Below are 18,858 nucleotides of genomic sequence, written 5' to 3' on the forward strand. Positions count from 1 at the left end.
GAAGTCGAGAACCCGTGCAGCCATCGTGTCTCGACTTCGCTCGACACGAACGGGGCCTTTGTGGCTACCGCAGAACGCTCCACACCTCTTCGCCTTCGCTGACACCCAGAAGCTCGGCGGTGCTGGCGTCGATCGCCACCGTGCCGTCAGGCGCCAGCTCGCGCGCGCCGTAACAGGCGCGGAAGGTGGCGAGGCGGCCGGTTGCGATAAGCGCCTTCTCGCCGCGCTCCAGGGCGGTTGAGGCAATCGTCGCGCGCTTCGCCTCAGCTACGCTTTTCACCCGGTCGGTGCGGGCCAGCATGGTCGGGCCGCCATCAAAGATGTCGACGTAGCCTTCGTAGGCGAAGTTCTCGTTCTCCAGCATCCGCATCGCCGCGCGACCATTGGGGTGGGGCACGCCGATCACATCGCGCGCGCTGTCATTCAGCATGGCGATATAGACCGGATGCTTGGGCATCAGGTCGGCGATGAACTGGTTGCCGTTGATGGCGTTGAAATAGTCCGCTTCCTGGAAGTTCATCCCGAAGAAGCGGCCTGCCACCCCGTCCCAGAAGGGAGAACCGCCGCGCTCGTCGATGATCCCGCGCAGCTCTGCCAGTACCCGGTCGGCAAAACGCGCACGGTGCATGGCGATGAACAGGTAGCGGCTGCGCGCCAGCAGCAGGCCGAGGCCCCCGGCGCGCTCGTTGGGGTGGAGGAACAGGCCGCCGACTTCGCTCGATCCTTCGAGATCCGTGACGAGGCTGAGCATTTCCGCCCGCACCGTGCGATCCAGTTCCTGCGAATGCTGGGTCAGCGTGGTCTTGCGATAGGAGTAGAACGGCCACTGCTGCCCTACCATGCACATCAGCTGGCAGGTGCCGCGTACGTGACCGGTTTCGGTGTTCTCCAGCACCAGCACAAACTGGTCATCGCCCAGTTGGTCATCGTCGCGTTCGAAAGCGGCAGCGGCACGCTCCAGCTTGCGGGCCAGCGCCTTGCGGTCAGGCGGCAGATTGGTGAAGCCGCCCCCGGTCAGCTTGGCCATTTCGTAGAGCGGCTCGAGATCGTCGGAATGCGCCGCGCGCAGGCGAAAGGTCAAAGCGGGTCCCCCAGGGCAAGCGATTGGAGCACAAGCGCGCTCAAGGCGGCGCGCTCGGCCAGCGACGGCACGATCAGGTACTCGTCGGGTGAATGGATCGCGCCGCCGCGCACGCCCATGGTGTCGACCACGGGGATGCCGCAGGCGGCGATGTTGTTGCCGTCGCACACGCCCCCGCTGGGCTGCCAGCCGATCGTCTGGCCCAGCTGCGCGCCGCAATTCCGGACCAGGTCGAACAGCTTCTGAGCGCGCCGGTCGACCGGCTTGGGCGGGCGGGTGACGCCGCCGTGGCGGTGGATGTGGACCTCGTGCGCCTGCTGGACTTCGCCGATCAGCGCGGCGAGCCCGGCCTCGAACGCTTCGGCGGCAGCCGGGCTTTTCGGGCGGATGTTGAAGCGTAGAACCGCATGATCGGGCACCACGTTGTTGGCCGCGCCACCGTCGATCCGGGCGGGGTTGACCGGGCAGTCGGTGCTTTCCAGACGCTTGAGGCCCAGCGTCAGCGCGGCGGCGGCGACAATGGCGTTGCGCCCGTCCTGCGGGTTGCGCCCCGCGTGGGCAGAGCGGCCGGTGATGATCAACGAATAGTTGCCGCTCCCGCCCCGGGCATGGGCCAGCGTGCCGTCTGGCAGGGCAGAGGGTTCGTAGGTGAGCGCGGCATACTTGCCCCGCGCCAGCCGCTCGATCAGCGGGGCGGAGGAGAGGCTGCCGGTTTCCTCGTCCGAATTGAGCAGCACGTCGTAGCCCAGCCGGTGCGCCTGCGGGCTCTGCTCGAACGCTGTGAGCGCGTGGAGGATCACCGCGATCCCGCCCTTCATGTCGGCCAGGCCCGGGCCGTTGAGGGTCTCCTCGTCAATCCAGCGCTGCTGCTGGAAGGGGTGATCGGAGGGGAACACGGTGTCCATGTGCCCGGTCAGCAGCAGGCGGCGCTCTGCTTCGGGGCGGACCCGCAGCACGATGTGGCGCCCGAATCCCTGTTCCACTTCCTGCCCGGCCCCATTGACCGAGGTGACCGGGGCAGGATCGATGTATTCAAGCTCCCCCGGCAGCGCGCCGAAGGCTTCGGCCAGCATGGCGGAGAAAGTTGCCAGACCGCCAAGATTGGCGGTGCCGGTGTTGACCGCGCTCCACGCCTGCACCTGCGCCAGCATGGCTGGCTGGTCGACGGATGCGGCAAGAGCGGCGGGGTCGGTATCCGGTTTCATGGGCAACCGGCTCTAGCCGCTGGCGGGCGACGTTCCAACCCCGCCCGCATCGGGTCAGGCAAGGGCGTTGCATTCGACAGGTCGCTTGGCCATATGGGCCGCGTCCTCCCCGGGCATTGCGATTCAACCCGACTGGCGGCACAGGCTGCCGGTCTGCCGCTGTGCACAACACGAAGCGAGGACACATGACCCAGTACACCACCCGCGCCGGATTGCAGGTTTTTCCCGGCCTTGCCGCCCTGCTCGAACAGCAGGTACTGCCGGCGCTCGGCCAGGATGCGGCGGCGTTCTGGCAGGGGTTTGCGGCCTTGCTTGAGCGGTTCGCGCCGGAGAACCGCGCGTTGCTGGCCAGGCGCGAGGCACTGCAACAGCAGATTGACGCCTGGCATATCGAGCGGCGCGGCAAACCGGTTGATCCAGGCGAATATCGTCAGTTCCTCGAATCGATCGGCTACCTTGTGCCGGAGCCGGGCGAATTCATCATCGGAACCGAAAACGTCGATGACGAAATCAGCACGATGGCGGGGCCGCAGTTGGTGGTGCCGATCCTCAATGCGCGCTTCCTCCTGAACGCCGCGAACGCGCGCTGGGGCAGCCTGTACGATGCGCTCTATGGCACCGACGCGCTCGACGCGCCGCCGGCGCGGCCCGGCGGCTATGACGAGCAGCGCGGCGCGGCGGTGATCGCGCGGGCGCGGGCATTCCTCGACCAGGCCCTGCCGCTGGCGGGCGGGACGAGCTGGGCGGAGCTTGCGGGGCCGGACTCAATCGAGCTGGCGGACCCCGCGCAGTATCTCGGCGAAACAGAGAAGGGCCGTCTTTTCAAGAATAACGGCCTGCATGTTGAGGTGGTTTTCGATCCCGCCAGCCCGATTGGCAGTGGCGATCCGGCGGGTATTGCCGACGTCCTCTGCGAATCGGCCCTGACCACGATCTGCGACTGTGAGGATTCGGTCGCAGCGGTCGATGGTGAGGACAAGACGCTCGCCTACCGCAACTGGCTGGGCCTGATGCGGGGCGACCTGGAAGAGAGCTTCGACAAGGGCGGGCGCACCCTGACCCGGCGGCTGGAGGACGACAAGCGCTACACCGCGCCCGACGGAAGCGAGCATACCCTGCCCGGGCGCAGCCTGCTGTTCGTGCGCAATGTCGGCCACCTTATGACCAACCCGGCGATCCTGCTCGGCGATGGCAGCGAAGTGCCCGAAGGCATCATGGACGCAGTCTTCACCAGCGCAATCGGCGCGCTCGATGTGCGCGGGCATGGCCGGTGGACAAACAGCCGCCATGGCAGCATCTACATCGTCAAGCCGAAGCAGCACGGGCCGGAAGAATGCCGCTTTACCAATGACCTGTTCAACGCGGTTGAGGATTTGCTCGAACTGCCCCGCTACACGGTCAAGGTTGGCGTGATGGACGAGGAGCGCCGCACCAGCGCCAACCTTGCCGCCTGCATCCATGCGGTGAAGGACCGGATCGTGTTCATCAACACCGGCTTCCTTGACCGCACTGGCGACGAGATCCACACCTCGATGCAGGCCGGGCCGATGATCCGCAAAGGCGCGATGAAGACCAGCGGCTGGCTCGCCGCCTACGAAAAGCGCAATGTTGCCATCGGGTTGAAGCACGGTCTTTCCGGCCGCGCGCAGATCGGCAAGGGTATGTGGGCCGCGCCTGATCTGATGGGGCAGATGATGGTTGAGAAGATCGGCCATCTGAAAGCCGGGGCCAACACCGCCTGGGTGCCGAGCCCGACGGCCGCCACGCTCCACGCGCTGCATTACCACCAGTGCGACGTGTTCGAAGTTCAGCAGGGGCTGGGCGAAATCCCGCCGCTGGATGATCTGCTTGCCATTCCGCTGGCTGACGGGACCAACTGGTCGGAAGAGGAAGTGCGCGAGGAACTGGACAACAACGCGCAAGGCCTGCTCGGCTATGTGGTGCGCTGGATCGATGCCGGGGTGGGCTGCTCCAAGGTGCCGGACATCAACGATGTCGGCCTGATGGAGGACCGCGCCACCTTGCGGATTTCCAGCCAGCACATGGCCAACTGGCTGCTCCATGGCGTCGCCACCCGCGAACAGGTGATGGACAGCTTGCGCCGCATGGCCGCCAAGGTTGACGCGCAGAATGCGGGCGATCCGGCCTATGTCCCGCTGGTCGGCAACGAGGACGGCGCGGCTTTCCGCGCCGCCTGCGATCTGGTGTTCAACGGCGTCGAGCAGCCGAGCGGCTATACCGAGCCGCTGCTCCATCAATGGCGTCTGGCGAAGAAGGCGGCTGGCGGCTAACCTTCGGCACGTTCGGAGACAGAGTCGTATGAAGAAAGCCGTAATTGCCTGCCTGCTCGCTAGCCTCGTCAGCGTGCCGGTGGCAGCCCAGCAAGCCCAGCAAGCCCAGCAAGCCCAGCAATCCCCGCAGGGGCAAGCCCGGCAGGGCCAACAAGGCGTCGCCTCGAGTGGTGGTTTCCTGGTGGCGCGCGGTCTCTACACCTCGTGCGTGGCTCTGGAAGCTGGTGAGCAGCTGGCCTGTCGCAGTTATCTGATGGGCATTGCCGATGCCATGGCGATGCACGTGGACAACCGCTGGGGTCCGCCAGTGCTGTGCAACGCGGCGACCCTTGACGTCAGCCAGCTCGGCTCGATCTACGCCGACTACATGCGCCGCAACCCGGACAAGGCCGACTGGACCGCCGCCTCAACCGCCTACAATGCCCTGACCGAACGCTATCCCTGCCAGCGGGGTTAACCCAGCACGCGCGCGACTGCGACGAACTCCTGCACCGAAAGGGTTTCCGCCCGGCGGGTTTCGTCGATGCCGACCGTCCGCAGCGCGTCGAGCGCGCCCGGCATGCCTTTGAGGCTCTGGCGCAGCATCTTGCGGCGCTGGCCAAAGGCGGCCTCGGTCAGGCGTTCGAGGGTGCGGGGTGTCACGCCTTCCGGCATCGGGGTGGGGGTCAGGTGGATCACCGCGCTCATCACCTTGGGGGGCGGGGTGAAGGCGCTGCGGTGGACCTTCATCGCCAGCCGCGCCTCGCTGCGCCACTGTGCCAGCACCGCCAGCCGCCCGTAAGCATCGCTATCCGCCGCAGCGACGATCCGCTGCGCCACCTCCAGCTGGAACATCAGCGTCAGGCTGGCCCATTGCGGGGGCCAGACCGCGCCTGAAAGCCAGCCGATCAGCAGCGCAGTGCCGACGTTGTAAGGCAGGTTGGCGACGACGTGGAACGGCCCTTCAATACGGTGGGCGACCTTCATGGCGTCACCTTCGATTACCCGCAGCTTGCCGGGAAAGGCTTCGCCCAGTTCGTCCAGGGCCGGAAGGCAGCGGCGGTCCATTTCGATCGCCGTGACCGTGGCGCCGGCCTTCAGCAACGCGCGGGTCAGCCCGCCCGGGCCAGGGCCCACCTCCAGCACCTGTTGCCCTGCCAGATCGCCGGGGATTGCGGCAATCCGGTCAAGCAGGTGTGCGTCGAACAGGAAGTTCTGCCCCAGCGCCTTGCTGGCGGAGAGGCCGTGGCGGGCAATGACGTCCCGCAAGGGGGGGAGATCAGGCATCGACTGTTCGGGTATCGGCGCGCCGGGTGGCCATTTCGCCCGCCATGCGGATTGCTGCAATCAGCGCGCCGGGATGCGCCAGGCCCTTGCCCGCGATGTCGAATGCGGTGCCATGATCCGGGCTGGTGCGGATGATCGGGAGCCCCAGGGTGACGTTGACTCCGCTGTCGAAATCGAGCGCCTTGACCGGGATCAGCGCCTGGTCGTGGTACATGCACAGGGCCACATCGAACGAGTTCCGTTTGTGCGGGGCGAACAGCGCGTCAGCCGGATGAGGGCCGCTGGCATCGATCCCTTCGCTGCGGAGGCGCGCGATCGCGGGGGCGATCAGGTCGATTTCTTCGCGCCCAAAAACGCCGCCTTCGCCGGCATGGGGGTTGAGGCCGGTGACAGCGATGCGGGGGTGCGCGATCCCGAAATCGCGGGTGAGAGCGGCAGCAACGGCACGCCCGCGGCTCACGATCAGATCTTCGCTGAGGAGCCTGGGCACATCGGCCAGTGCACAGTGGATGGTGAGCGGGACGGTCCGCAGGTTGGGGCCGGCCAGCATCATCACCGCCTGGCTTTCAGGGATACCGCAGGCATGGGCGAGAAACTCGGTCTGGCCGGGGAACGAGAAGCCCACTGCTGTCAGCGCCGCCTTGGAAACCGGCGCCGTGACGATGGCGCAAGCCTTGCCATCGCGCGCAAGGGCGGTGGCCCATTTGAGCGATTCCCAGGCCAGCCAGGCACCGTCGCTGTCGGGCACCCCGGGCCGCCAGCCTGTGCCAGCGGCGCCAAGCACCGGGATTCCTTCAGCAAAGACCCCGAGCGCGTCGCCCGGTTCGTCGATCGGGACTATCGCCACGCCCGCCCCCTGCGCCCGGGCGGCATCAGCGAGCACACCTTGCCCGCCAGCGACCAGGAAGGGCGGCAGCTGTTCCGCGGCCCGTTGCTGCCATGCCTGTACGATCAGCTCGGGGCCAACTCCGGCAGGATCACCGAGCGATAGGGCGAGCGGGTTCAATTGTATTCGATGAACGCGTCGTTCCGCAGGTCACGCAGGTAACGCTGGGCACGCTTGTTGATGCGCTCGTCTTCCATCTGCGCCAGCATCGTATCGAAGTCCGGCCCGCCCTGTGTCTGCGGGTCATCGCGGCCGCACAGCACCAGTGTGCGGACACCGTCCTCCAGCGAGCCGAACAGCGGGGTCGCCTCGCCGATCTGCATGGCCAGAATGCTGGTCTGGAGCTGCGGCGGAAGCTGGCCGACCTTGATGTCGTTGTTGGTGACCACCTCGGCCCCGACTGTCTGCGCTGCGCGCTCCACGTCACCGCAACCGCGAATCGACTGGACCGCCAGCCCGAACGCCTCGATCCGGGCGGTTGCGGCTGCTTCGCTGGTGCCTGCCGGGAAGGCAATGGCGACCTGTTTCAGGCTGAGCATGGCGTCACGCGGATCAGCCATCAGCACCTTGCGCCGGTCGATCAGGTAAACGATCCAGTATCCGCCGGGAATCTCCACCGGACCCATCAGCTGGCCCGGCTGCATTTCGCGCACGACCTCTTCAAGCTGGGGAGACTGGAGCTGTGCCAGCCGGATCCAGCCCAGATCGCCGCCGACAGCAGCCGTGGTCGCTTCGGAGAACTGGCGCGCATAGGCAACAAAGCTGCCGCCCTGGCGCAGTTGCTCCACAATGCGGGTGGCGTTCTGCCCCACCGCTTCACGGGTTTCGGGGGTGGAGGAGAGGAAAATCTCACCCACACGGTATTCGTCGCTGCCCCGGGTTTCCTCAAGGCGCTTGAGCACTTCGCGCACCTCTTCGTCGGATACGTTGATGAACGGTGCGACGTTGCGCCCGAGCAGGCGCTGCCAGGCGATTTCGCCCTGGATCTGGCGCTTGAGCGCGGCCGGGCTGGACCCGATGGAGATCAGGTAGGCGTCCATTGCCTTGGGATCGGAATTGAAGCTGCGGCTGGCCACATCGGCATAACGGGTATCGATTTCGGCCTGGGTAATCTCGATTTCCTGCGCAGCGGCTTCCTGAATCTGCAGGGTTTCATCGATCAGGTTGCGCAGCACCTGCATCCGCAGGCGAGCCATTTCCTCTGGCGGGATCTCTGCCTGCGAGGCAGCCGCGACGAGCGCCACCCGATGGTCCACGTCAGTGCCGGTGATGACCGATCCGTTGACCACGGCGGTCGGCTTGCGGCTGTTGGGATCGTTCTGGCGCAGGATGTTGACGTTATCCGGGATGCCGAGCGGGTTGTTTGCCTGCTGGGCCTGCGCGGCGACGGGGCCGAGAACCAGCCCGAAGGATGCCACGGCACCGAGAATGCGGCCGAATGTGAGTGCTGTCACCTGATACGTTCCGTCTGTTCCGCGCCACCGGCGCTGCTGTCTGTTCGCCGCGCATCTGCCTCGGACAGGCTTAACACGGGCTGAGTAGCCGGTCGGATAGCGGCTTTGCGCCGTCCCGACAATCGCCCCTGCCGCAAACTCCGCAACCCTAGCGGAAGCCGAGATTGCGCAGGGAGAAATAGATCTGGAAGGTATCGCCGCGGCGGGCATCGCCGGCGTCGATATAGTCGCGGCGCCAGGTCAGGCCCATTTCGAGGCAATCGTCCTGGTAGGCGACCCCCAGACGGGTGCGAACCGGATCGAACCCGTCGGAAGTGAAGGTGGGATCTTCGCTGCGGTCGGTCAGGTTGAAGACGCCCGATCCGAACACCGACCAGTAACGTGCAAAGGCGACCCGCCCGGCCAGCCGCAGCTCTTCGCGGTCCTGCAGATCCTCGATCCCGGCCGCAATGTCCCGGTTGAGGCGCAGGTAGCCGATTTCGGCATATGTCCGGCGCGAGCCCACGGTGGCGTCGAATTCGTTGCGGCGGACCGAGAAGCTGTCCTTGTCGAGCCGGAAACGGTGGGTGAGCTTGAGGAAATCGCGGTAGCGCACCTCGGTCCGGCCGACAAAGTCACTGACCCGGTCGCTGAGGCCCGTGCCATCGACCAGCACGAGCGGATCGTTGTCGAGCCGGTAGGACTGCCCGATGGTGGAGCGGATCCGCCAGTCGGGAATCTGCAGTTCCCAGTCGAACCCGTACGTGACCCGCGCTCCGTCCTCGAACCGGTCATACCCCGGGAAGCGGTTGAGCGAGAAGAGGTTGGAATCTTCCAGGTCAATCGCGCGGGCATCCTCATTGGGAACAGCCAGGTTGCGGATCGGCGGGGTGGCCACCAGCTGGACCCGGGGGGTGAAGACCTGCGTTCCGCCAAAAGCCTCACCCACGAAGGGCCACTGCATGTCCAGTGCGCCCAGCGCGATGCCGCGGGCCTGCCAGCCCGGATTGCCGCGATAGGCTGCCGTTGCCGTCAGGCCGTTCTCGTCCGAATGATAGACATCGCCGCGCACCAGCCCGGTCAGGGTAACCATCTGGCCGAGCGCGGTGATCCGGCGCAGATCCCACCGCGCCCCGGCAAAGGCGCGCTGGGTGTCCTGCCCCTCGTCGCGGGTGATCGCGAGGGTGTTGAGCTGGAGCTCAAGCGTGCCGCCAAGCCCGGTGGGGTCGGCGATGCGGCGGCGGTAGTCGATCAGCGGCAGGGCTACCGGCACCTGGCCTTGCGGCTGGCCAAGGCGCAGGGTCTGGGTGGCCCAGCCTTCGACCGAGAGGTACGATGTCTCGTCCACCCGCTCCAGCGCGAAGGTGGAGCGCAGGCGATCATCCCGGCTGATGTCGTAGCGGCGCAGGAAGGTGCGGTCACTGGCCAGCCGGACCGAACCGGTGAAGCTCCAGGTGGGGTCAAACTGGAACCGGCCGTTGGCCTCCAGGTAACCGCGCGGATCGTTTTCCCGGAAGGGCACGCCGGTTATGTCTGACACCCGCTGGCTATAGGTTCCGTAGCCGGTGATCTGATAGGCACCCTTGGACGTAAGGTGCCGCCATTGGGCAGAGGCCATCGGCGGCGCTTCGGTAAACAGGTAGGCCCCCAGCGTGAGGTCCTTGTTGTCAGCCATCCTCCAGTAATAGCTGCCCGAAATCTCCACCCCGTTCGATTGGGACACGCGGATATCGGGGATCAGCAGGCCCGATACCGGCCCGCCATCGGTGCGGACGGACAGGCCCGGGATCGGCAGGATGCGCGCGCCGAACAGTTCTAGGTATGCGCCGGTAAAGCGGACCTGCTTTCCCTCCGGATCATAGACCACCCGGTCAGCCGTGATACGCCAGCTGGGGTTGCGCGGGCATCCGTCGCCGTCGACCACGGCGCAGGCGCTGTAGGCGGCATCGGTCAGGACCACCAATCCATCGTCGCCCCGCTCGCCCGAGCGGGCGGCCAGGCGGCCCCCTTCGCGCAGGGCAATCAGCAGCTCCGACATGGCGCCGGCTTCGAACTTGTCGGTCAGCTCGACCTGTTCGGTGAACAGCTGGTTGCCTTGCTGATCGACAAACCGCACGTTGCCGATTGCCGTGATGGTGCCGGCCTTGCGGTCCCACACCACTTCGTTGGCGCGAACCGACTGGTCATCGCTGCGCAGGACGACATCGCCCGCAGCGCGGATCATGTCGGTGTCCGACTCGTAGGACAGGCTGTCCGCCTCGAAATCGATTGCCCGGCCAGCCTCGATCATGCGGCTCGCCGGCTCCTGCGCCAGCGCCGGGGCGGCACACCCCAGGGCGAGCACGAATGCGGGAATACTGGCCCGCAGCAAGCGGCGACAAGGCGCCTGCACGATGGTCACATAGGCGGGGAGCATGGCTTGCCTATCGCACTCCCTCGGCCTAATCGCAATCGCATCCTTTCCAGGGGCAGAGCTGGCGCGCGCCACACCACAGGCCCCGAGCACCCGGAGCAACCATGCAGATAGCTTTCACTTCGACTTTGCCCGCCGACGCCGGATTGGTCGCACACGTAGTGTCGGGGGATTCCCTGCCCGCCGGGCTGGAGCCAGCTGTGACCGCCGGCGCCAAGGCGGCGCGCTTCAAGGGAAATGAAGGCCAGCTGTTCGAGGCATTCGTCGAACGGCAGGGCAAAGTGGTCCGTCTTGCGCTGGCGGGAGCGGGCAAGGCTGCTGCGACAGACCGCGCCGCCGGGCTGGAAAAGGCCGGAGCGGCCCTGGCCGCGAAGTACCTGACTTCGGGCGAGACGGACATTGCCATCGACCTGACCGGTGCCGGGCTCGACGCGGCGGGCGCTGCTTCCGTGCTGCTGGGCCTGCGCCTGCGCAGCTGGCGGCATGACGCCTATCGCACCAAGCTGAAGGACGAGCAAAAGATCACCCTGGCAAAAGCGACCGTGGTCGGCGCGCCCGAGGGAACCGAAACCGTCTGGGCAGTCGAAGCCGCGCTGGCCGACGGGGTGGAGTTTACCCGCAATCTGGTGGCCGAGCCGGGCAACAAGATTTACCCGGTCAGCTTCGTCGAAGCGTGCGAGAAGGCCTTTTCCGGTACCGGGGCCGAACTGACCGTGCTCGATGTGGCGCAGATGGAGGCGCTCGGGATGGGCGCGCTGCTCGGCGTCGGCCTCGGCTCGGAACAGCCTTCGCGCATCCTGGCGATCCGTTGGAACGGCGGCGGCGACGAAAAGCCGACCGCCTTCATCGGCAAGGGCGTCACCTTTGATACCGGCGGAATCTCCCTCAAGCCGGGCGCTGGCATGTGGGACATGAAGTGGGACATGGGCGGTGCCGGCGCAGTGGTCGGCGCGATGCTGGCATTGGTCCAGCGCAAGGCGAAGGCCAACCTGGTCGGCGTGGTCGGGCTGGTCGAGAACATGCCTGACGGCAAGGCCCAGCGCCCGGGAGACGTGGTCACCTCGATGTCGGGCCAGACGATTGAAGTGCTCAACACCGATGCCGAAGGGCGGCTGGTGCTGTGCGACGTGATCCACTGGACGCAGGAAACCTTTGATCCGGTACAGATGGTCGACTTCGCCACGCTGACCGGCGCGATGCTGATCGCGCTCGGGTTCGAGCATGGCGGGCTGTTCGCCAACGATGATGCGCTGGCAGACAAGCTGCTGGCAGCGGGTAAGGCCACCGGCGACAAGCTGTGGCGGCTGCCGCTCGGCCCTGAATACGACAAGCTGATCGACTCGCCGATTGCCGACGTGAAGAACCTCGGGCCGCGCGAAGGCGGCTCGATCACAGCGGCGCAGTTCCTCCAGCGGTTTGTCCGCAAGGGCACGCCCTGGGCGCACTGCGACATCGCCGGGATGGTCTGGTCGGACAAGCCGGGCCGCACCTGGGACAAGGGCGCAACCGGCTATGGCGTGCGCCTGATCGACCGGTTCGTGCGCGACACGCTGGAGAAGTGAGGCATGGCTTTCGGGCCTCGAGCAGCGCAGCGGTAGGCCAACAATAATGCCGAAGATGCGCAAGAAGGCCGATCTGCCGAGCAAGACCTGTCTTTCGTGCGGATTGCCGTTCACCTGGCGCAAGAAATGGGCACGGGACTGGGACAACGTGAAGTACTGTTCCGACCGGTGCCGGATGAATCGGGGTGGGGGCGCATGAAGATCGACTTCTGGCAGTTGTCCCGCGATCCGGTGGACAAGGTGGTCGCCCTGATCGCCGCGCGGGTGCTGGGCGAGGGGCAGCGGGTGCTGGTCGTCTCCGGCGATGCGGCTCAGCGCGAAGTGATCTCAAGCGCCTTGTGGCAGGAAAAGGCCGAAGCCTTCCTGGCCAACGGGGAGGCGGGTGAGCCCCACGCTGCGCGCCAGCCGGTCCTGCTGTCTGGCGCCTGCGCGCCTGAGAATGGCGCCACCCACGTGATCTTTGCTGACGGCCAGTGGCGCGATCCGGCCGGGTTCGCCCGTGCGTTCCTGCTGTTCGACGAATCGACCATAGCGGCAGCGCGCGCAACCTGGCGTGCGCTTGGCGGCGGGGATGCGGTCGAACGCGCATTCTTCCGGCAGGATGGGGGCAAATGGATCAAGGTCGCCTGACCGGTTGCGCGCGACCGGGGAGTTTGGAATAGTTCGCTCCAACCGACGGAGAGAACCAATGCGCCTTGCCTTTCCTGTTGCCGTTTCGCTGATCCTGGCTCTGGCTGCCTGCGGGTCCGAACAATCGGGTACCTTCGAGGATGGGGAGGGGGGCGAGGGCACCTACCGCGTCGACGAGGAAAGCGGCGTAACCACGTCAGAGATCAAGACCGAGGAAGGCACCGCCCGGATGGAATCCGGCGCAGGGGTCAAGGCCAACCTGCCAGACGGGTTTGCGCTGATGCCGGGGGCCAATGTGATCTCCGCCAGCAACATCACCACCGAACAGGGCTCCGGCTCGATGACCATGATGGAAATCGGCAAGCCGGCCGATGAGGTGGTCGCCTTCTACCGCAAGCAGGCCGAGGCCGCCGGGGTGAAAATCCAGCTGGAGATGAACTCCGATGGCACCCGGATGATCGGGGGCGAAGGCAGGGACGGGGTCACCTTCTCGCTCACCGCCACCGAAGCAGACGGCAAGACCAGCGCCCAGCTGATGGTGGGAAGCAAGTAGCGGGAACCGCGCTGGCGGCCCGCGACCCGCGCCAAGGCTTGCAGCGCGGCGCACACGGGGCTAGGGGCGCGCGCGATACCCCATCCCGCAGTATTGAAGGACACATCCCATGGCGGTTACCCGCACCTTTTCGATCATCAAGCCCGATGCCACCCGCCGCAACCTGACCGGTGCGGTCACCAAGATGCTGGAAGACGCCGGCCTGCGCGTCGTTGCCTCCAAGCGCATTCACATGACCCGCGAGCAGGCCGAGGGTTTCTATGCCGTTCACAAGGAACGCCCCTTCTTTGGCGAACTGGTCGATTTCATGATCAGCGGCCCGGTGGTGGTGCAGGTTCTCGAAGGCGAGAACGCCATGCAGCTCAACCGTGACACGATGGGCGCGACCAACCCCAAGGACGCAGCCCCCGGCACGATCCGCGCCGAACTGGCCGAAAGCATCGAAGCCAACACCGTCCACGGTTCGGACAGCGACGAGAACGCCGCGATCGAGATCGCCTACTTCTTCAAGCCGGAAGAAATCGTCGGCTGAGCCGGGTTTCCAGGCATTTCGACAAGGGCCGCGCCGGGAAACCGCCGCGGCCCTTTTTGATTTGCATCAACGACCATGCGGCGCTGGCGGGGCACAGAGGGGCATCACCAACCGGGAAGGACCCCTGAATGTCGCATACCCCCCACGAACTGGCCGATGAATTCCCTCAGGACCGGGATCTTATTCACCGGCTCAAGCAGGATGACGCGCACTTCGCCCGGCTGGCCGAGGCGTATCACACGGTAAACCGGGCCATCCATCGCATCGAAAGCGAAGTCGAGCCGGCATCGGATGAGCGTGCCGAAGAGCTCAAGAAGGAACGGCTGGCGCTTGCGGACGACCTGTCGGCCATGCTGGCCAAGGCCCGCACCCCCGCCTGAGGGTCAGGCTGCACCGAACCGGGCAAGGTCGCGGGCGTGCGCGTGGTGTGCGTCCTGTGCGGCCTTGCCCTGTTCCGTCTCCATCGCAGAGAGGGCTGCGGCGCTGAAGTCCAGCCCCAGCACGGCATAGACCCGCGTGATTTCGCTGCGCCAGTCGGCGTTGAGCGCGGCATAGTCGACCCGTGCGACCGGCCCGTTCCAGCCGGCCAGGGCGGCTTCCACCCGCTCGTGCCGCAGTGCCAGCTTGCGCCGCCATTCCGCCTCGATCGCCTCAACCGAGGCATTGTCCGTCTGGAATGCCATTTGCGCCGCGACCATCGAGACGGAGCTGGCGAGCACTTCGGCGTGGTCGCGGTGGGTCACCACCAGCCGCGCGTCGGGAAACTGTTCCAGCAGGGCGGGCAGGTGCTCGCAGAACTGGGGGCACTTCATGACCCGCGGCCGCGCAGCATTGCCCATGGTGGCAGCATCGGTCCGCAGCAGCCGCGCGAACTCGCGATAGACCGCTTTGCCATCCTGCGCCTCGTTGAACGCGACATAGCTCGGGATGGCGTATTGCGCTTCGTAGGTACAGGCATCGAGCGCGGCGGACAGCCAGCCGATTTCCTCGTCCGTCCGGGTTGCCCCGAAGGGGTGGAGCGTATCGAGCCACGGATTGATGCGGCGGGCGATTGCCAGGCCAGCCGCACTCTTGAACGGGCGCCAGTCCGGCCTCCGGGGAACGGGATCGTGGCTGTTGCAGAACAGGGTGCCCGCATGGGCCGGGTCGGCCGCCAGCAGACGGTGCATCCGCGTGGTCCCGGCGCGCATCTGGCCGACCACGATAATCGGGGGGCGACAGGGGTTTGAGCCAATGCTGGCTGTTCCTGCCACAGCCTGCCCAGCGCGTGGCGCTTGCGGATGGCGCTGGTGATCTGGCCATAGGCCATCGTGTGGCCCAGGGCGTTGAGCCCGGCCTCGTCCCGCAGGGCCTGGCACAGCCGCTCCAGCCGATCGCGGAAATCGGCCACATCGCTCTCGCTCCGGCCGGCGTGTTCGTCGTCCGGAGTGAAACCCTTGCTCCCGGTGTACCAGAGAAATCCCGGATCGAGCGGCGGCTTGGGGGTCACGCCCCGGTTCCACAGTGTCTCGACCAGCGCGCCCGCCTTCTCCGACAGGCGCGAGCGGGTCAGCGGGTGCGGGCGGGGCGGGGCCATCAGAAGGCGTCGGCGGCGTCGAGCAGCCCGGTGAGGCGGCGCGGAGCGACACTGCGCCAGCTGCGGGCGATCCAGTGGGCCACCTGGTCCCAGTCGGTATCGCGCCGGTTGAGCACGATCCCGACCCAGCCGCTCGCACCGTAGAACGCGGGGCGGTAGAACCGTTCCGGATCGCGCGCGATCAGGTCGGTCATCTCATCCACTCCGCTGGTCTTGGCGAGCAGAGCGATGTGCGGTTCGCCATGGTGGCGATCGCTGAAATAGGCGAAGAACTTGCCGCTCCTGCCGCTGGTGCGGAAGCCCGGCGCGCCGTGGCTGTCGCGTTCCTCGGCTTCCGGCATGGCCATGGCCAGTTTGCGCACCCGGGCGAGCAGCCAGTCGCTGTCATGGTGGCGCGCGACATAGCGGTTCAGCACATGCGGATAGAGCTGGTGCTCCGCCATGCGCACCCGCGCGGCGAGGGTCTCCGCCGTTTCTCCGGGCCGGATCGCCACTGCCAGCTGGCCCAGTACTTCGCCCGCGTCCAGGTCGGGCGTGACGAGGTGGACCGATACGCCGCCAGCTGTGTCTCCGGCGGCAATGGCGCGGGCGTGAGTATCCAGCCCCTTGTATCGGGGCAGCAGCGAAGGATGGATGTTGAGCATCCGGCCTGGCCACCGCCCGACGAAACCGTCGCTGAGGATGCGCATGTACCCGGCCAGCGCAATGTGATCCGCCCCGGCGCGCAGGACTTCGGCTTCCATCGCCGCGTCATGCGCGTCCCGGCTCATGCCTTTGTGCGCGAGCGCAAATGTGGGAATTCCTTCAGCCTCGGCCAAGGCAAGCCCGGGTGCGGCGGGATCGTTCGATGCCACCAGCACGATCTCGTAGGCAGCACCGGGCAGGTGGCTGGCGTGGAGCAGGGCGGCCATGTTTGAACCCGCCCCAGACAGGAACACGGCCACCCGCGCCTTGTCTGACATGGGTTCACGCCCGGCGTCAGGCAAGGTGGGTCGCCTCCCACGGCTCACGCGCCGACCAGGCCTCGACCGAACCGCGCACGGTGCAGCCGCGGGTTCCCTCCTCGATCCTGCCGATCCGGAGCACGGTCTCACCCGCGGCGGAAAGGTCGGACATCAGCGTGTCGACATCGTCCTCGTCAACTGCCAGGACCATGCCGATTCCGCAGTTGAACGTGCGGGCCATCTCGGCCGGCTCTATATTGCCCTGCGCCTGGAGGAAAGCCATCAGGCGGGGCTGCGCCCAGGCGTCGGCATCGACCACAGCGTGCGCGCCTTCGGGCAGAACGCGGGGGATGTTCTCCAGCAGACCACCGCCGGTGATGTGGGCGAGCGCGGCGATCCGCCCGGCGCGGATGGCGGGCAGCAGGCTTTTCACATAGATCCGGGTCGGGGCCATCAGCGCGTCAATCAGGATCACTTCGGGATCGAACAGGGCGGGCCGGTCCAGCCGCCAGCCCTTGTCCGCTGCCAGCCGCCGGACCAGCGAGTACCCGTTCGAATGGACGCCCGAACTTGCAAGGCCGAGCAGGGCCTGGCCGGGGGCCACCTTGTCGCCGGTCAACTGCTCGCCGCGTTCGACCGCGCCGACGCAGAATCCGGCCAGATCATAATCGCCAGCCGCATACATTCCCGGCATTTCCGCCGTCTCGCCGCCAATCAAGGCGCAGCCAGCTTCCTTGCACCCGTCAGCGATGCCGGCGATCACCCGCTCGGCCACGCCGCTTTCCAGCTTGCCGGTGGCGAAATAGTCGAGGAAGAACAGCGGCTCTGCCCCCTGGACGATCAGATCATTCACGCACATGGCGACGAGATCGATCCCGACCGTATCGTGCCGCCCGCTATCGATGGCGAGCTTGAGCTTGGTGCCAACCCCGTCATTGGCAGCGACCAGCAGGGGATCGGTATATCCGGCAGCCTTGGGATCGAAGAAGCCGCCGAATCCGCCGATTTCCGCGTCCGCGCCGGGGCGCCGCGTGGCCTTCACCAGAGGGCCGATGGCACGGACCAGCGCGTTGCCGGCCTCGATCGAAACCCCGGCTTCGGCATAGGTATACCGGCTGGGAGGAGGGTTGTTCGCAGACATGGCCACAGGCTTTAGTCTTTCGTGCTTGGATTTCCATGCCCGATTGGGCAAAAGGCCGCCGGTTTTCCCCGATGGCCCAGTTGCTTCTCCTCCCCGCCCGCGCGCGCACCCGCACTTTGGCCCTGCTGCTTGGCGGGGTGTTGCTGCTGGCCGGGCTGGCCGTGGCCTGGGCGCAGGTTGAAGGCGAGCGCGGAATCGCTCCGATTGCCAGCAGCACCGACATCGAGGTTGATGAAATCGACGTCGACGTGAAGGGCGACAATGCAGAGGACGCCCGGGCCAAAGGCTGGCTGGAAGCCCAGCGCAAGGCATGGGCCAAGCTGGGCGGCCCGGCCATTGCCGACGGGCAGCTCCAGTCGATGGTCTCTGCCATTGTGATCGAGCGCGAGCAGATCGGGCCGCGGCGCTACATTGCCCGACTCGGGGTCATTTTCGACCGGGCCCGGGCAGGCGGACTTCTCGGCGGCGGCGGCCCGGTCCGCCGGTCCGCGCCGATGCTGCTGGTTCCGGTGACCATCTCCGGCGGCACGGCACTGGTCTATGAACGGCGAAACCCGTGGCAGCAGGCCTGGGCGGAGTTCCAGTCAGGGGCGAGCCCGATCGACTACGTGCGCCCCTCGGGCGCGGGCGGCGATTCGCTCCTGGTGACCTTCGGCCAGACCAGCCGCCGCAGCCGCACCTGGTGGCGCAACATTCTCGATCAGTTCGGCGCAGCGGACGTGCTGGTGCCGATGGCGCACTTGCGCCATGCCTATCCCGGCGGCCCCGTTACCGGCACCTTCACCGCGCGGTATGGGCCGGACAACGACTATCTTGGCTCCTTCACCCTCACGGCCAAGGGGCCGGAGGAACTGCCGGAGATGCTGGAGCAGGCCGTGCGCCGGTTTGACCGGATGTTCGGCCAGGCGCTGGCTGATGGCAAGCTGCGCCCTGACCCGACGCTCAGCATGGCCGGCGCGGAAATCGATCCGGCCCTGCAGCGCCTGATCGAAATCGGCCGCCAGATCGAAGCGCAGGAGCGCGCCGCTGCGGCTCAGCCGGGAGCGGATGAAACTGCTGGCGATGGGACCGATGCACCCCAGGTTCCTGTCGAGACACCGCAGGTGGTGTCGGCGTTCGTGGTCCAGTTCGCCACGCCGGACGCGGGCGCTTTTGATGCCACGCTGGCTGCCGTCCGGGGAGCACCCGGCGTGCGCGGCGCGGCGACCACCAGTGTCGGGATTGGCGGCACTTCGGTAATGACGGTCAGCTATGGCGGGTCGATTGACCAGCTGGCCGCTGCCCTGCGCGGGCGCGGGTTTACCGTAACGCAAGGCAGCAACGCGCTCGCCATCCGCCGCTGAGC

At 66.7% G+C, this 18,858-nt stretch carries 18 protein-coding genes; 9 read left to right on the forward strand and 9 right to left on the reverse strand.

The features are described 5' to 3' along the window. Nucleotides 1–64 precede the first annotated feature (64 nt). Both U4960_RS07895 and U4960_RS07900 read right to left on the reverse strand, forming a co-directional pair. Entirely contained in the window at nt 65–1,081 is a 1,017-nt protein-coding gene (locus U4960_RS07895; RefSeq protein WP_324262992.1) for an arginine N-succinyltransferase, read from the reverse strand. Next, on the reverse strand, nt 1,078–2,286 hold the full coding sequence (locus U4960_RS07900; RefSeq protein WP_324262993.1) for a hydrolase: 1,209 nt from the start codon (nt 2,284–2,286) through the stop codon (nt 1,078–1,080). The genes U4960_RS07895 and U4960_RS07900 overlap by 4 nt, the downstream gene beginning before the upstream one ends. 185 nt (nt 2,287–2,471) lie before the next feature. On the opposite strand from U4960_RS07900, the gene U4960_RS07905 reads away from it, so the two are divergent. Next, nucleotides 2,472–4,577 (forward strand): malate synthase G, encoded by a 2,106-nt coding sequence (locus U4960_RS07905; RefSeq protein WP_324262994.1) that lies wholly within the window; start codon nt 2,472–2,474, stop codon nt 4,575–4,577. Nucleotides 4,578–4,605: 28 nt separating this feature from the next. Next, nucleotides 4,606–5,034 carry a Rap1a/Tai family immunity protein gene (locus tag U4960_RS07910; protein ID WP_324262995.1) on the forward strand — a complete coding sequence of 143 codons (429 nt, stop codon included), beginning with the start codon at nt 4,606–4,608 and terminating at the stop codon, nt 5,032–5,034. Here the strand turns inward: U4960_RS07910 and rsmA are convergent. The 4 genes from rsmA to U4960_RS07930 all read right to left on the reverse strand — a co-directional run bounded on the left by rsmA (nt 5,031) and on the right by U4960_RS07930 (nt 10,578). Next, nucleotides 5,031–5,843: a 16S rRNA (adenine(1518)-N(6)/adenine(1519)-N(6))-dimethyltransferase RsmA gene (rsmA, locus tag U4960_RS07915; RefSeq protein ID WP_324262996.1), complete on the reverse strand. Its 813-nt coding sequence runs from the start codon at nt 5,841–5,843 to the stop codon at nt 5,031–5,033. The two genes, U4960_RS07910 and rsmA, sit on opposite strands and share 4 nt — an antisense overlap. Next, nucleotides 5,836–6,855 carry a 4-hydroxythreonine-4-phosphate dehydrogenase PdxA gene (pdxA, locus tag U4960_RS07920; RefSeq protein WP_324263081.1) on the reverse strand — a complete coding sequence of 340 codons (1,020 nt, stop codon included), beginning with the start codon at nt 6,853–6,855 and terminating at the stop codon, nt 5,836–5,838. The genes rsmA and pdxA overlap by 8 nt, the downstream gene beginning before the upstream one ends. Further along, nucleotides 6,846–8,183 (reverse strand): peptidylprolyl isomerase, encoded by a 1,338-nt coding sequence (locus U4960_RS07925; RefSeq protein ID WP_324262997.1) that lies wholly within the window; start codon nt 8,181–8,183, stop codon nt 6,846–6,848. Before U4960_RS07925 ends, pdxA begins: the two co-directional genes overlap by 10 nt. A 148-nt stretch (nt 8,184–8,331) precedes the next feature. Further along, entirely contained in the window at nt 8,332–10,578 is a 2,247-nt protein-coding gene (locus tag U4960_RS07930) for an LPS-assembly protein LptD (RefSeq protein ID WP_324262998.1), read from the reverse strand. A gap of 101 nt (nt 10,579–10,679) precedes the next feature. On the opposite strand from U4960_RS07930, the gene U4960_RS07935 reads away from it, so the two are divergent. From U4960_RS07935 to U4960_RS07960, 6 genes are all read left to right on the forward strand, one after another. Beyond that, nucleotides 10,680–12,137, forward strand: a complete 1,458-nt coding sequence (locus U4960_RS07935; protein ID WP_324262999.1) for a leucyl aminopeptidase — start codon at nt 10,680–10,682, stop codon at nt 12,135–12,137. Nucleotides 12,138–12,183: 46 nt separating this feature from the next. Further along, nucleotides 12,184–12,336, forward strand: a complete 153-nt coding sequence (locus U4960_RS07940; RefSeq protein WP_324263000.1) for a DUF2256 domain-containing protein — start codon at nt 12,184–12,186, stop codon at nt 12,334–12,336. Further along, on the forward strand, nt 12,333–12,767 hold the full coding sequence (locus U4960_RS07945; protein WP_324263001.1) for a DNA polymerase III subunit chi: 435 nt from the start codon (nt 12,333–12,335) through the stop codon (nt 12,765–12,767). The genes U4960_RS07940 and U4960_RS07945 overlap by 4 nt, the downstream gene beginning before the upstream one ends. Before the next feature lie 58 nt (nt 12,768–12,825). Beyond that, on the forward strand, nt 12,826–13,320 hold the full coding sequence (locus U4960_RS07950; RefSeq protein ID WP_324263002.1) for a hypothetical protein: 495 nt from the start codon (nt 12,826–12,828) through the stop codon (nt 13,318–13,320). Between the two features lie 109 nt (nt 13,321–13,429). After that, nucleotides 13,430–13,852 (forward strand): nucleoside-diphosphate kinase, encoded by a 423-nt coding sequence (ndk, locus tag U4960_RS07955; RefSeq protein WP_324263003.1) that lies wholly within the window; start codon nt 13,430–13,432, stop codon nt 13,850–13,852. Nucleotides 13,853–13,980: 128 nt separating this feature from the next. Then, nucleotides 13,981–14,232, forward strand: coding sequence for a YdcH family protein (locus U4960_RS07960; RefSeq protein ID WP_324263004.1), 252 nt, complete (start codon nt 13,981–13,983; stop codon nt 14,230–14,232). A 3-nt stretch (nt 14,233–14,235) separates the two neighbouring features. On the opposite strand, the gene U4960_RS07965 is transcribed toward U4960_RS07960, so the two are convergent. The 3 genes from U4960_RS07965 to purM all read right to left on the reverse strand — a co-directional run bounded on the left by U4960_RS07965 (nt 14,236) and on the right by purM (nt 17,513). Next, complete coding sequence (locus tag U4960_RS07965) at nt 14,236–15,054, reverse strand: sulfotransferase family protein (protein WP_324263005.1); 819 nt, start codon at nt 15,052–15,054, stop codon at nt 14,236–14,238. A gap of 373 nt (nt 15,055–15,427) precedes the next feature. Further along, a complete protein-coding gene (gene purN, locus U4960_RS07970) occupies nt 15,428–16,390 on the reverse strand; it encodes a phosphoribosylglycinamide formyltransferase (RefSeq protein ID WP_324263006.1) in 963 nt (320 codons plus the stop codon). 16 nt (nt 16,391–16,406) lie between these two features. Then, a complete protein-coding gene (gene purM, locus U4960_RS07975; protein ID WP_324263007.1) occupies nt 16,407–17,513 on the reverse strand; it encodes a phosphoribosylformylglycinamidine cyclo-ligase in 1,107 nt (368 codons plus the stop codon). 71 nt (nt 17,514–17,584) lie between these two features. Here purM and U4960_RS07980 point away from each other — a divergent pair, with 71 nt between their 5' ends. Next, a complete protein-coding gene (locus U4960_RS07980; RefSeq protein ID WP_324263008.1) occupies nt 17,585–18,856 on the forward strand; it encodes a heavy-metal-associated domain-containing protein in 1,272 nt (423 codons plus the stop codon). Nucleotides 18,857–18,858: the final 2 nt, after the last annotated feature.

The sequence above is a fragment of the Altererythrobacter sp. H2 genome, assembly GCF_035319885.1.
Classification (GTDB): domain Bacteria; phylum Pseudomonadota; class Alphaproteobacteria; order Sphingomonadales; family Sphingomonadaceae; genus 34-65-8.